The sequence below is a fragment of the Anaerotignum lactatifermentans genome (genome assembly GCF_016902535.1).
Taxonomy (GTDB): domain Bacteria; phylum Bacillota; class Clostridia; order Lachnospirales; family Anaerotignaceae; genus Anaerotignum; species Anaerotignum lactatifermentans_A.
Genome location: NZ_JACSNY010000005.1, coordinates 103,716 through 116,986, shown reverse-complemented (window position 1 = coordinate 116,986; position 13,271 = coordinate 103,716). Strand labels below are relative to the sequence as shown.

11 protein-coding genes and 1 pseudogene are annotated in these 13,271 nt (G+C 51.0%); 2 read left to right on the top strand and 10 right to left on the bottom strand.

Features of this window, described 5'->3' with window-relative positions; all coding sequences use genetic code 11:
- Nucleotides 1-44: 44 nt before the first annotated feature.
- Complete coding sequence (gene wecB / locus H9X84_RS13450) at nt 45-1,886, bottom strand: non-hydrolyzing UDP-N-acetylglucosamine 2-epimerase (RefSeq protein WP_205133306.1); 1,842 nt, start codon at nt 1,884-1,886, stop codon at nt 45-47.
- Nucleotides 1,887-1,922: 36 nt separating this feature from the next.
- Entirely contained in the window at nt 1,923-2,801 is an 879-nt protein-coding gene (locus tag H9X84_RS05525; RefSeq protein ID WP_205133307.1) for a fumarylacetoacetate hydrolase family protein, read from the bottom strand.
- A gap of 351 nt (nt 2,802-3,152) precedes the next feature.
- Between H9X84_RS05525 and H9X84_RS05520 the strand changes: the two genes are divergently transcribed.
- Together H9X84_RS05520 and argH are read left to right on the top strand one after the other, a co-directional pair.
- Nucleotides 3,153-4,370, top strand: a complete 1,218-nt coding sequence (locus H9X84_RS05520; RefSeq protein WP_205133308.1) for an argininosuccinate synthase — start codon at nt 3,153-3,155, stop codon at nt 4,368-4,370.
- 131 nt (nt 4,371-4,501) lie between these two features.
- Nucleotides 4,502-5,884, top strand: a complete 1,383-nt coding sequence (gene argH, locus H9X84_RS05515; RefSeq protein ID WP_205133309.1) for an argininosuccinate lyase — start codon at nt 4,502-4,504, stop codon at nt 5,882-5,884.
- Between the two features lie 237 nt (nt 5,885-6,121).
- Here argH and H9X84_RS05510 read toward each other — a convergent pair whose 3' ends face one another.
- From H9X84_RS05510 to H9X84_RS13380, 8 genes and pseudogenes are all read right to left on the bottom strand, one after another.
- Nucleotides 6,122-6,775 (bottom strand): HAD hydrolase-like protein, encoded by a 654-nt coding sequence (locus H9X84_RS05510; protein WP_205133310.1) that lies wholly within the window; start codon nt 6,773-6,775, stop codon nt 6,122-6,124.
- Entirely contained in the window at nt 6,763-7,254 is a 492-nt protein-coding gene (locus H9X84_RS05505) for a putative ABC transporter permease (protein WP_205133311.1), read from the bottom strand. The genes H9X84_RS05510 and H9X84_RS05505 overlap by 13 nt, the downstream gene beginning before the upstream one ends.
- A gap of 28 nt (nt 7,255-7,282) precedes the next feature.
- Nucleotides 7,283-8,332 (bottom strand): stage II sporulation protein P, encoded by a 1,050-nt coding sequence (locus H9X84_RS05500; protein ID WP_205133312.1) that lies wholly within the window; start codon nt 8,330-8,332, stop codon nt 7,283-7,285.
- Nucleotides 8,333-8,529: 197 nt separating this feature from the next.
- Complete coding sequence (locus tag H9X84_RS05495; protein WP_205133313.1) at nt 8,530-8,916, bottom strand: hypothetical protein; 387 nt, start codon at nt 8,914-8,916, stop codon at nt 8,530-8,532.
- Between the two features lie 25 nt (nt 8,917-8,941).
- Nucleotides 8,942-10,030 (bottom strand): ABC transporter substrate-binding protein, encoded by a 1,089-nt coding sequence (locus H9X84_RS05490; protein ID WP_205133314.1) that lies wholly within the window; start codon nt 10,028-10,030, stop codon nt 8,942-8,944.
- Nucleotides 10,027-10,821, bottom strand: coding sequence for an ABC transporter permease (locus H9X84_RS05485; RefSeq protein ID WP_205133315.1), 795 nt, complete (start codon nt 10,819-10,821; stop codon nt 10,027-10,029). Before H9X84_RS05485 ends, H9X84_RS05490 begins: the two co-directional genes overlap by 4 nt.
- A 3-nt stretch (nt 10,822-10,824) precedes the next feature.
- Complete coding sequence (locus tag H9X84_RS05480) at nt 10,825-11,664, bottom strand: ABC transporter permease (RefSeq protein ID WP_205133316.1); 840 nt, start codon at nt 11,662-11,664, stop codon at nt 10,825-10,827.
- A 567-nt stretch (nt 11,665-12,231) separates the two neighbouring features.
- A pseudogene (locus H9X84_RS13380) lies at nt 12,232-13,248 on the bottom strand (ABC transporter ATP-binding protein); the annotation flags it as partial.
- Nucleotides 13,249-13,271 lie beyond the last annotated feature (23 nt).

Below are 13,271 nucleotides of genomic sequence, written 5' to 3'. Positions count from 1 at the left end.
AAAGGATTCCAGCGTTTCTTATTTCCTTATTTTAAAGAGCTGCCTTACGCTTCTTCGTCTTTCTTTTCCTCAGCAGGAACGTCTTCCTTCTTTTCGCCTTCGTCTTCCAGATCTTCCAGATCCACATCGCCAAAGGCTGCCTTCAGAAAGTCCTCACACTCGTCAATCTGCTCCATCTGCAGCTGTACAGAGCTCATAACCGCTTCCACGTTTTTGGCGTACTTCTCCATTTCCGGATCCGTTTCTTCCGCTGCGGGGGTTTCCGCCTGCTCCGCCAGTTCCGCTTCCGCCGCGTCCATCTGGTCCAGATCCTCATCGTCCCAGTCTTCTTCCTCATCGCGGTATTTTTTCGCCCGAAGCTTTTCCTTATAGTTGCGGGCGTCCTCTTTCAGCTCCTGGGCCTTTTCCGTCATGCGGAAAGCGACACTTCTTACGGTAGGCTGCATCTCGTCGGCTTTATCCGCCACCTTTGTGGCTACCTCCCGTACCCGGGGCTGCAGCTGTTCCGCTTTTTCGCCTACGGTCTTGGCCACACTGCCCAGCATAGCGCCCGCCTTTTCCAATGCGCCGCCTACAGCCTTGCCGATACCGTCCTTATCCATGCCCATGCCGTTTTGCAGCACGATCAGCAGGCGTTCCGCCTCGTCTACGGTAATCAGACCCTTTTCCAGCATATTCAGGATTGCCATACGTTCTTCTTTCATATCGTTTCCCTCCTTGCGGTGATTCTGTTCTGTATTCCAATAGTCCGCAGGACGTTCCTGCGTTCTGCCGAATGCGTATAAAATCGCGTCTCGAATCCGTTTTGACGCGTTCCCGTCGCCAAAGGGATTCTTCGCCTGCGCCATGGCCTCATAGACCTCTTTGTCCGTCAGCAGCTCCTTCGCCATGGCATAGACCGTTTCTTCCTCTGTACCCGCCAGCTTCAAGGTACCGGCCTCTACGCCCTCCGGACGTTCCGTCACATTGCGCAGCACCAGCACCGGCTTGCCCATGGAAGGCACTTCCTCCTGGAGTCCGCCGCTGTCCGTCATGACAAAGAAGGAACGGCACATCAAATTATGCATATCCTTCAAATCCAGAGGGTCCGTCAGATGGATACGGTCATGACTGCCCAAAATTTCTCTGGCTACTTCCTGTACCGCGGGATTTTTGTGTACCGCATAAACCACTTCCACATCCGGGAATTCCTCCACGATCCGTTTTACGGCATGGCAGATATTGCGCAGAGGTTCCCCCAGATTTTCCCGGCGGTGGGCCGTCATGGCGATGACCCGTTTTCCTTTGAAATCAATGGAATTGAGTACCTCCTCATGGAAGGTATAGTCTTCCTCGATGGTATGGGCCAGGGCGTCAATGACAGTATTCCCCGTAATGAAAATTCCATCCTCCGCCACATTTTCCTTCAGAAGATGTTCTTTGGCCAGTCTGGTGGGCGCGAAATGGAGATCTGTCAGCGCCCCCGTCAGACGGCGGTTCATTTCCTCGGGGAAGGGCTGGTATTTGTCATAGGTACGCAGGCCCGCTTCCACATGGCCCACCTTTACCTGATTGTAATACGCGGCCAATGCCCCGGCGAAGGTGGTGGAGGTGTCCCCATGCACCAGCACGATATCCGGTTTTTCCTCCGCCATGACTTCCTCCAGTCCTGTCAGGGCACGGGTAGTGATACCTGCCAGACTTTGGCGGCTCTGCATGATATCCAGATCGTATTTGGGATGGAGGTCAAAGATCTCCAGCACCTGATCCAGCATTTCTCTGTGCTGCGCCGTCACACAGACCACGCTTTCGATTTCCTCCGATGCTTCCAGCACCTTTACCAGCGGCGCCATTTTGATGGCCTCGGGACGGGTGCCGAATACACTCATGACTTTTATTTTCTCCATCTGGGTCCTTTTCTCCTTTTTTCTATACTCCAATAATTATTTGATTTCGTTAGTCAGTTTCCCGATGCCCTCAATCTCGCAGGTCACCACGTCGCCCGCCTTCAGGAATTTAGGCGGTTCAAAGCCCATGCCTACCCCGGCAGGAGTTCCCATAGCGATGATGGTGCCGGTCTGTAAGGTCATGCCCTGAGAAAGCTGGCTGATGACTTTGGCTACGCCGTTAATCATCAGGGAAGTATTGCTGTCCTGGCGCAGTTCTCCGTTGACATAGGAACGGATGGCCAGCGCGGGAGGATTTTCAAACTCGTTTTTGGTCACAATCCAGGGGCCAATGGGTGTGAAATCGTCCAGACTCTTGCCGAAATACCACTGCTTATGCAGTGTCTGTAAATTTCTGGCGCTGATGTCGTTCAAAATCGTATAACCGAAAACATAATCAAAGGCGTCTTCCTCGGAAACATTTTTGGCGTCCTTGCCGATGATAACCGCCAGCTCCGCCTCATAATCCAGACTGTCCACAATATCGAAATGGCCGTCTACCGGTTCCCCGTCCCCCACAGCCCGGTTAACTCTCTTGGAGAAATAAATGGGCTGAGGACGTTCGCCGCCAAAGGCTTCCTTATGGAATCTGGCGGATTCCTCCGCGTGTGCGAAATAGTTGATGCCCAGGCAAATCACGTCCTGTCTGGGATATAAAATAGGAGAGACCATCTTCACACTCTCCAGCGGAATGCCGTCCATCAATTCTGTATTCTTTTCCAGTTTTTCCTGTTTTTCCGGTGTCATGGCTTCCAAAAAGCCCGCCATATCCTGTGCCTCACAGCCCAGATAATTCACAGGCACCACTTCCGTGCCGTTGGCTTTCAGAATCCCGACATTGGTGCTTCCGCCCTGGATATATGTTAATACCTTCATCTTTTGTTTCCTCCTTTTTCAGCCGCCCCACAGCGGCCCCTGTTGATTCTATCCTTAATATGATACCATAAATCCCGCCTTTCGCAAAGGGAAATTGATGTCCGCGGCGTGTATACATTTTTTCCGTTCCCCCTTCATGCACCTATGCACCCGATAATGCATATTTATTCGACCTTTCCTTGAATAATCCCCAAAAACGACGGATTCTTTTGCAATCTTTTAATATATATACACAAAAATGCGGATTTTTCCCGTTTGCTATTGCTTTTTTATGGAAGCCTATGTATAATAGTCTCATAATTATTCAGAAGACAAACGATTCCATCGTATAACAAAAGGAGGACAAACATCATGAAAGAAAAAATCGTACTGGCTTATTCCGGCGGTCTGGATACATCCGTTATCATCCCCTGGCTGAAAGAACATTATGACGCGGAAGTTATCGCTGTCTGCGGCGACGTTGGTCAAGGCAAGGAAACAGAAGGTCTGGAAGAAAAGGCCCTGAAAACAGGCGCAAGCAAGCTCTACATCGCTGATCTGACAGAAGAATTCATCACAGATGCTATTTACCCCTGCATCAAGGCAAACGCCGTATACGAAGGCAAATACCTGCTGGGCACATCCATGGCTCGTCCCATCATCGCAAAGAAGCTGGTAGAAATCGCTAAAAAAGAAGGCGCTACCGCTATCTGCCACGGCGCGACAGGCAAAGGCAACGACCAGGTACGTTTTGAGCTGACCATCAAAGCGCTGGCTCCCGATCTGAAGATCATCGCTCCCTGGCGTCTGGATACATGGGGCATGGAAAGCCGTGAAGACGAACTGGCTTATCTGGAAGCACACGGCATCCCCTTTGAAGCGGGCCATGACAACTCCTACAGCCGTGACCGCAACATCTGGCACCTGAGCCACGAAGGTCTGGAACTGGAAGACCCCGCAAACGAACCTAACTACAAACATCTCTTACAGCTGGGCGTATCCCCCGAGGACGCTCCCGACGTACCCGAATACATCACACTGGACTTTGAAGCAGGCGTACCCGTTGCTGTCAACGGCGAAAAACTGGGTCCTGTGGAAATGCTGAAAAAGCTGAACGAAATCGGCGGCAAAAATGGTATCGGTATCGCGGACATCTGCGAAAACCGTGTCGTAGGCATGAAATCCCGCGGCGTATACGAAACACCCGGCGGTACCATCCTGTACTACGCACACCGTGAACTGGAATACCTGTGCACAGACAAAAAGACACAGGCTTTCAACGAAGTGGCAAGCAACAAATTCACAGAACTGGTATACAGCGGCGAATGGTATACCCCTCTGCGTGAGGCTCTGAGCGCTTACTTCGACAAAGTAAACGAAACCGTAACAGGTACTGTAAAACTGAAACTGTACAAAGGCAACATCATCCCTGCCGGCAGCACATCCCCTTACAGCCTGTACAACGAATCCATGGCAAGCTTCACCACAGGCGAACTGTACAACCATAAGGACGCAGACGGCTTCATCAATCTGTTCGGCCTGCCTCTGAAGGTTCGCGCTATGATGATGGAAAACCAGAAAAACAAATAATCACAACGAAATCACAACATTGAAATAACGGAAAAAATGGATAAAACCTCTGGATTCTCCACATTTTATCCATTTTTTCTTATGTACAGAAACTTCGTTCTTTCACCCACAGCACAGAAAGGAAGATACCTATGCAGAAACTTTGGGGCGGACGCTTCACCAAATCCACAGACAGCTTTACAGACCATTTCCATTCCTCCATCGGCTTTGACAGCCGCATGTACCACGAGGACATCACCGGCAGCATGGCCCACGCCGCTATGCTGGGCAAACAGGGAATCATTCCCCAGGCCGACGCCGACCTCATCGTAAAAACACTGGGCGAAATCCTTGCGGACATCGAGGCGGGCAAGGTGACCTTTGACGAAAAGGCGGAGGATATCCATATGAACATGGAAACCATCCTCATCAGCCGCATCGGCGACGTAGGCAAAAAACTCCACACGGGCCGCAGCCGCAACGACCAGGTGGCGCTGGATACCCGGATGTATACCAAAAAAGAAATCACCGAAATCAAGGCGCTGGTAAAAGAACTGATGGAAGAGCTGAACGCGCTGGCGGAACAGCATACCCAAACCATCATGCCCGGCTATACCCATCTCCAGCGGGCGCAGCCGGTAACACTGGCCCACCATCTGCTGGCCTACATGGAAATGTTCAAGCGGGACTACGACCGCCTTTGCGATACTTACCGCCGCACCAATGTACTGCCTTTGGGCAGCGGCGCTCTGGCTACCACCACCTATCCTCTGGACCGTTATTTTGTGGCGGAACAGCTGGGCTTTGACGCCGTTTCCGCCAACAGCATGGACGGCGTTTCCGACCGGGATTTCTGTGTAGAGCTGATTTCCGATCTTTCCATGCTGATGATGCACCTGAGCCGCTTCTGCGAGGAAATCATCCTCTGGAGCAGCCATGAGTTCCGCTTTATCGAGCTGGATGACGCTTACTCTACCGGCTCCAGCATCATGCCCCAGAAAAAGAATCCCGATATGGCAGAGCTGATCCGCGGCAAGACCGGCCGTGTTTACGGTCATCTCATGGGGATGCTCACCACCATGAAAGGTCTGCCGCTGGCCTATAACAAAGATATGCAGGAGGATAAGGAAGGTCTTTTTGACGCCATCGACACCGTAAAAATGTGCCTGCCCGTCTTTACCAAAATGATCGCCACCATGACCGTACGGAAAGAAAATATGCTCCAGGCCACCAAAGGCGGCTTCACCAACGCCACCGACGCGGCGGACTGGCTGGTAAAACAGGGCGTGCCCTTCCGTGATGCCCACAGCACCATCGGCCATCTGGTACTGTACTGCATCGAGCACAACACCAATCTGGACGATCTTTCTCTGGAAGAATACCAGGCCATTTCTCCCGTATTCAACGAAAGCGTATACGACGCCATCAGCGTGAAGCAGTGCGTAGAGGCGAGAAATGTCATCGGCGGCCCTTCCAAAGCCATGACCACAAGGGCCATTGAAGACAACAAGGCATATCTGGCAAAGCTGAACTAAAGGACTTTATGAAACAGCGTGGAAAAAGCAGGCTCCCCTTAAGAAAACATAGAGTTTCCTTTTCTTTGATTTCTTAAGGCAACTGCGACAGCTGTCTTCAGAAGAAAACAGGTCTGATAAAACCCTGAAAAAAAGAAAGCTGAAATCCTGATGGGATACATCGGATTCCAGCTTTTTACTTTTTCAGATGTGATCTGTTCTGTTTTTTAAGGGGAAATTGCGTTCCCGTTCTTATTTTTAGCGGAACAAATCCGCTACTTCTTTCGGTGTTTTTACGATATAATCCGCACCGTGGTCCTCAAATTCCTCCCGGTCGCCGTAACCGAACTCCACGGCGATGGCAGGCAGTCCCAAAGCGTGGGCACCGTCAATATCGAACATTCTGTCTCCCACCATAATGGCATCGCCTTCTTTGGCTTCCATTCTTTTAAGCACATAGTCCATGACCATGGTTTTATTGGTACGGGAAGACTCCGGGCTGTCGCCGCCGATAACCTCGAAATATTTCGCCAGACCGAAATGCTCCAGAATCCGCACTGCCGTAGACTCATGCTTGGAGGTAGCTACCCCCAGACGCTTGCCCATGGCCACCAGTTCCTTCAGCATTTCCTCAATGCCGGGGAATACCTTGTTCTCGAAAAGGCCCACGGTAAAATACCGTTCCCGGAAATAGAGGATGGCCTGCTCCACCTCCTCGGGATTCATATGGAACACATCCCGGAAGGTATCCCGCAGGGGAGGCCCTACCATGAACCGAAGCTCTTCCTCACTCCAAACACGCATGCCCATTTTTTCCTGCATATGCTGGGCGGAACGCAGAACGCCCTCCGCCGAATCTGTCAATGTACCGTCTAAATCAAAGAGTATGATGGTCTGTTTCAATCTTTCCATGCTTTTTTCTCCATTCTATTTTGATCTCGTCCCATTTTACACCAAAACGGAATGGACTGCAATTCTTTTGCGAAAACTTCGTTCCAGCCTCCTCTCATCCAGAAACAGACGCCTTCAAAAACACTCCCCACCAGCACCCACAAAGGGGCGTAATCCAGCCGGATCAGGCCGTATACCGACAAAGGATGGCCGCCGTAGTCCCAGGGGCAGACGCCCGTCAGGGCCCGCAGAAGGCTTCCCGCCGTAAATTCCAGAGCGAAAATCCCCAGAGGATACAGCAGGCACCGCAGCCAGAAGGGACGCCCGGCCAGAGCCAGAAATACCGGCTCCAGCCAAAGGGTCATGCCGTAGATGGGGAACATCCATAAATATGTTTTTGCCGTCAGTGCCGGGTCCCCCGCCAGAAAGGAACAGAACCCCGTCCAGATCACTTCTAAAATCCAGCCGGTCAGGCCATATACAATAAATTTTTTACCCATGGCATTAGGCTGTGCAAAGGAAGAAATATTATGCGTCCTCCCGCAGCAAAACGGAAGCAAGAATATCCGCCAGCGGTTCCATGGCGTTGAAGGCTTCTTCTTTTGTATTGGTCTGCGCGCCTACTTCAATCAAGGTAGAGCGGGGCAGCATATGTAAACTAAAACGATAGGCATTCAAATAAATTTTTCGGTTGAAACCACTGTATTTCATCATGGACTGGACCTGCATCTGTAAACTGAAGGCCAGATTTTCCTTTAAATAATCATTGGACAACCCCGGTGTGGGCTGGGCTTCCCCGTTTTGGTTCAGCCGGCACAGGCCGTTGAAAAACATAACCTGGGCGCAGGTCTTGCCATTAACCTCCGTCACCAGCCGGGTGCCCTCCGCTACGCCGTCCCGGTGCATATCAATGCAGACCTGTATGGAAGGGTTTTCCGCCAGAATCTGCCGGATGGGCGGCTCCATGCGCTCATAAGCCCCAGTAATCTGGCCCTTGCCGTCTACCACGTCATACCGCCCTGTATCATGGAGGACACGGATACCGTATTCCTGTTCCAGAATCTCCTTCAGCCGCTCTCCCACGCCCCAGATGCCTTCCTCTATGCCTTTGGACATATCGCTGTCGGCAAAACCTTCAGAGGAATGGGTATGGAAGATCAGCACCTGCGGGCCGTCTGTATCCCGGTCAATGGAAAAATCCATGGACAGCGCCTCTTCCACGTCAATATCCGACGGAAACAGGGTCGTTCTGGAATCCACAATATAGAAATTCTTTTTCAGATAGTCAAAATCCCGCATCTTTTCCAGCAGATCCGAAGGCACCTCCATGGGCGTTCCGTCGGAAAAATCCTCCGGCGTTTCCTCGAAATGGACATCCTCAATGCCGAAGAGTTCCTGTTCCGCCGCAGCTGACACAGAAATGGGCGTATCCGCCGCCGGTACTTGTCCCGGCAGGCTTTCCCGCAGGGCAAAGTCCGCCCCGCCCATCTGCCACAGCGCCGGCAGGGCCAGCACAAACACACACAGTCCCAATATGCTGCGGCGAAAATTCTGCCTGTCCTTTTCTCCCTTGCCCATGGCGTCCGCCTCCTTTCGCTCTCCATCATTTCTATGCGAAAAACAGCAGACATAGAACCGAAAGAAACCGCCGCCAAAGAACAGAAAGCCGTCCGATACCGGAAAAACAGAAAAGCTGAAATCTTTGTTATAAAGATTTCAGCTTTCTTTGTTCTCTCGGAAAGACGTCTCAAAAAACGCCTGTCTTTGGGAATTGTTTAAATTTCCTTTCGGTTGACAATACTCAGATATTCCCCCATGCAGCAGCCCATGACCACCACATTGCAGGTATAATACTGCCAGCCTTCCGGGGTATATTCCACTACTGCGCCGGAAAGAAAGCCATTGACTTTCTTCTTGCTTTCCTCGGCGTTTGATTTGGGAAAGAGGGATACAAACTCTTCCAGTGTACCGGAAAAAGCCACTTCCGGCGGAAGCTGCGCGCCGCCTGTCATCAGCCAGCTTTCCACCTGACGGGGCGAGAGCAGATGTCCCGCCGTACCGCCCTTTTGAAGCCATTCTTCCCGGGCCTGTTCACTGCCGGAAAGACAGACCAGAATCTCCCGACCCGACTCCCGCAGTTCTTTCATCTTTTCCGAAAACATTTCCATCCCTCCGGTATAGTTTATTTTACTTTGTTGCTTTTACTTTGATCCAAAGTTCTGCCAGCTTCTGTTTCAGCACCTGGTTGTCTACGAATACTTCGTCCTTTTCATAGCCGGAACGAGGCAGGTACGCTTCGTTGTCCGCGAACAGGCCGCCTTCGCCGCTGAGTTCATCCAGAACTTCCTGGTTGGAGGAAGCATAGCCTACATACTCGGAGTTGCCCATAGAAGCTTCATAGGTCAACACATAGTTGATAAATTCATGGGCCAGCAGAGGATTTTCCGCATTGGCAGGAATTACCATAGCGTCGCTCCACAGGTTTGTGCCTTCCGCGGGCATCCAGAAACTCATATCAGGATTTTCTGCCAGAATGGTTGTAGCATCGCCGCTGTAAACAACAGCAATGTCTTTCGTGCCGTTGATCATACCATCAATCACTTCATCTGTTACATAAACAGGGTCCATGGTGTTGTTCATTTCCAGCAGCCACTGATATGCTTCTTCAATCTGCGCTTCGTCATCTGTATTCATGGAATAGCCCAACGCTTTAAACGCCATCATAAAGGAATCGCGTTCGGAATCATACACATAAATTTTGCCTTTATAGTCTGTGTTGCGCAGGATGTTATAGCCCTCAGCTTCCACAACGGCAGGATCTACATTATTATGGTTGTAAACAATGCCTACACTGCCCCAGAAATAAGGCACGGAATAGGTGTTTTCTGGATCATAAGGCAGATTCTGTACGCCTTCGGCCAGGTTGGACAGATTGGGAATCAGGGAATGATCCAGTTCCTGGAGCATGCCTTCCGCCATCAGTCTTTCGATCATGTAATCGGAGGGAACCAGCACATCATAAGAATCGCCAGCCTGTAATTTGGTGTACATCATTTCGTTGGAATCGAAATATTCCACAATTACCTTTACGCCAAATTGCTCCTCAAAATCGGAGATCAGGTTCTCACCCATGTATTCGCCCCAGTTGTAGAGCTTCAATGTATCGGAACCGTATTTTTCCACAGCGCTTTCAGAGGACGCGCCGTCACTTGTGCCGCCGCCGCAGCCAGCCAGAAGCAGTACGCTCGCAAGAGCCATCGCAATTACTTTTTTCATACCTTTTTTCTCCTTTTTTCTTTCATAATGGGTACTACGTTGACTACAAGCAGTGCTACCGTAATCAGAAGGATCACCAACGTTGACAGGGAGTTGATGGACGGATTGACACGCTTGCTCATGGTATAAACCAAAATGGAAATATTGTTCACACCATTGCCTGTGACGAAATAGGAAATGATAAAATCGTCAAAGCTCATGGTGAAAGCAATCAACGCGCCGGAAACAATCCCCGGCATAATCTGCGGCACGATGACTTTCGTCAGGGCCTGCAGAGGCGTGGCTCCCAGATCCAGTGCCGCGTCCGCCAGATTCGGGTCCAGAGACCGCAGTTTCGGCGAAACCGACAGGATCACATAAGGGATACAGAACATGATATGGGCCAGCAGCAGGGTCATGAAGCCCTTTGTGATGCCGATGGCGCTGAAGAACATCAACAGCCCGATGGCTGTTACAATCTCCGGGTTCATAATGGGCAGGTTATTGACCTGTTCCACTACGTTTTTCAAGGCCTTTCGGGAACGGGACAGGCCGATGGCCGCCAGTGTGCCCGCAATGGTGGAAATTACCGTAGCCAGCGCGGCGATGATAATGGTATAGACCACCGCCTCCATCATGGTGCGGTCGGAAAACATCTTTTCATACCACCGCAGGGAAAACCCGCTGAATTTCGTCAGGGAGCGGGAGTCGTTAAAGGAAAACACGATGATATACAATATGGGCAGATAGAAAAACAATGCGGTGATGCCCAAAATCACCTTGGAACCGATACGGTGTCCTTTCTTTTCCATGGCTTACTCCCTCCTTCCTTCCGCCGCCGGGTCGGTGTCTACTTTTCTGGTCAGATACATGGAGATCATAATGATAACCGCCATAATCAAAGAGATGGCACTGCCAAAGTTCCAGTCGCCGCTGGTCAGGAACTGTGTCTCGATGACATTCCCGATGAGGACATACTGTCCGCCGCCCAGCAGCTTGGGAATAAAGAAGCTGGATACCGCAGGCAGGAACACCAGCGTGATGCCGCTGAGGACACCGGGCAGACTCAGAGGCAGGGTCACCCGCAGGAAGCTCTGCACTTTGTTTGCCCCCAGATCGCTGGCCGCCTCCAGATAGCTTTTATCCATTTTTGCCAGAGAGGTATGGATCTGCAAAATCATAAAGGGAATGAAGTTATAGACCATGCCCAGCACCACGGCGAAGGTGGTATACATCATTTTGAATGGGCCGATGCCCAACAGGCCAAACAGGCTGTTCAGCAGACCGTCGTCCTGCAAAATCCCTACCCAGGCATAGGTACGCACCAGCATATTGATCCAGGTGGGCAGGGTAATCATTAAAATCCAGAACATTTTGCTTTTTTCCGGGCCGGAAGCGATGACATAGGCAATGGGATAGCCCAGAAGCACACAGATCACTGTCGTCACAATGGCAATCACCAGGGAACGCTTCAATACGTCCAGAAATACAGCGTCGCTGAAAAACCGGGCGAAATTTTCCAATGAAAAGCGGAAGGTGGTTACATCGTTTCCTTCCTTGGTAAAGGCATAGAGCAGGATCATCAGCATAGGTACCACAACCATCACTGCCAGCCATACCACATAGGGATAGATCATACTGCGAAACTGCCGCATGGCAATCCTCCTCCTTCCTTACTGCTCCTTGCTCATAATATGGATATCCTCCGGCTCAAAGACCAGACCGACTTCCTCGCCCACCTCATGCTTATCGGTAGTATCCACTTTATACTCATAGCCTTTTGTGGCGAATGTCACATCATACACACCGGGCGTAATATGCTCCGGATCGAAGTCATACTTCACGTCCGTGATCTCCACAGGTTCGCCTTCCAGGCTCCAGGCGGAGGCGTTGGCCCATGTTTTCAGGTCTGTCTCCAAGGCGATGGATTCCTGGATCTCGTCGGCTTTCTTGTAGAAGTTCACAGCAAAGATTTCTTCCTCGTTCTCCTCGCTGGTAACGCGGTTCTCGTCCTTTACGATCATATTTACCGTAACGGAAGTGCCTGCCGCCGTGGAGAAGGTTACGGGATAGGTGCCGTTTTCCTTTTTGATGTTATACTGCACCTCTTTAATGGAAATCAGCTCGTCCTCGTCGGGATTCCATGCCTGGGCATCGGCACGGGCGATGATGGTAGCCTCGTCCAGCTCTTCCACGTCCTCCACATCCAGATAGAAGTCGTTGGCGGACATTTTTTCGTTGGCCGCCGCGTTGAATACGGGCTGGTCATCGGAAACCTGCATTTTTACGGTAATCTCCGTACCGACTTTTGTCTCTACCATAGTCTCGTAATGGACGCCCTTGAAAAGGACGGATTTTACCACGCCTTTCAGCTTACCCTGCTCTCTGGGCACAATATCCAGGTCCTCGGGGCGGATGACAACGTCTACCACTTCGTTTTTCTCAAAGCCGAAATCCACGCAGTCAAACTTGCGGCCCTCAAACATGACCTTGTAATCCTCCAGCATAACGCCTTCGATGATATTGCTTTCGCCGATAAAGTTGGCAACAAACTCATTGACGGGCTCATTGTAAATATCTGTGGGGGTGCCGATCTGCTGGATCTCGCCGTCTCTCATAACGACGATTTTATCGGACATGGTCAGAGCCTCTTCCTGGTCGTGGGTCACATAAATAAAGGTAATGCCTACCTCCTGCTGGATCTTTTTCAGTTCATGCTGCATTTCCTGACGCAGTTTCAGATCCAGCGCTCCCAGCGGCTCGTCCAGAAGCAATACGCTGGGCTCGTTGACCAGTGCTCTGGCAATAGCTACACGCTGCTGCTGACCGCCGGACATCTCCGTCACGCTTCTGTCGGCGTATTCCTCCAGATTTACCAGCTTCAGCATACGCTTTACCTTCTGCTCGATAATATCCTTGGGCTCTTTTTTGATCTTCAGACCAAAGGCAATATTGTTATATACATTCATATGGGGGAAGAGGGCGTATTTCTGGAACACCGTATTGATCTCCCGTTTATAGGGCGGCACCTTGCTGATTTCCTCCCCGTCAAAGAGGACCCGCCCCTCGTTCTGGGTCAAAAACCCGCCCAGTATTCTTAATAATGTGGTCTTGCCGCAGCCGCTGGGGCCCAGCAGTGTCACAAACTCATTTTCGTAAATATCCAGACTGACACCCTTCAATACCAGCTTGCCGTCAAACTCCTTGACAATATTCTTAAACTGGATCAGCTTTTTCATAACGGCGCGCTCCTCCTTCTGAA

Excerpts from the sequence above, each read along its gene's own strand:
- H9X84_RS05495 (WP_205133313.1), bottom strand. The coding sequence starts at position 8,916 with ATGTTTTCGGAAAAGATGAAAGAACTGCGGGAGTCGGGTCGGGAGATT.
- argH (WP_205133309.1), top strand. The coding sequence starts at position 4,502 with ATGCAGAAACTTTGGGGCGGACGCTTCACCAAATCCACAGACAGCTTT.
- H9X84_RS05485 (WP_205133315.1), bottom strand. The coding sequence starts at position 10,821 with ATGGAAAAGAAAGGACACCGTATCGGTTCCAAGGTGATTTTGGGCATC.
- wecB (WP_205133306.1), bottom strand. The coding sequence starts at position 1,886 with ATGGAGAAAATAAAAGTCATGAGTGTATTCGGCACCCGTCCCGAGGCC.
- H9X84_RS05520 (WP_205133308.1), top strand. The coding sequence starts at position 3,153 with ATGAAAGAAAAAATCGTACTGGCTTATTCCGGCGGTCTGGATACATCC.
- H9X84_RS05525 (WP_205133307.1), bottom strand. The coding sequence starts at position 2,801 with ATGAAGGTATTAACATATATCCAGGGCGGAAGCACCAATGTCGGGATT.
- H9X84_RS05490 (WP_205133314.1), bottom strand. The coding sequence starts at position 10,030 with ATGAAAAAAGTAATTGCGATGGCTCTTGCGAGCGTACTGCTTCTGGCT.
- H9X84_RS05505 (WP_205133311.1), bottom strand. The coding sequence starts at position 7,254 with ATGGGTAAAAAATTTATTGTATATGGCCTGACCGGCTGGATTTTAGAA.
- H9X84_RS05510 (WP_205133310.1), bottom strand. The coding sequence starts at position 6,775 with ATGGAAAGATTGAAACAGACCATCATACTCTTTGATTTAGACGGTACA.
- H9X84_RS05500 (WP_205133312.1), bottom strand. The coding sequence starts at position 8,332 with ATGGGCAAGGGAGAAAAGGACAGGCAGAATTTTCGCCGCAGCATATTG.
- H9X84_RS05480 (WP_205133316.1), bottom strand. The coding sequence starts at position 11,664 with ATGCGGCAGTTTCGCAGTATGATCTATCCCTATGTGGTATGGCTGGCA.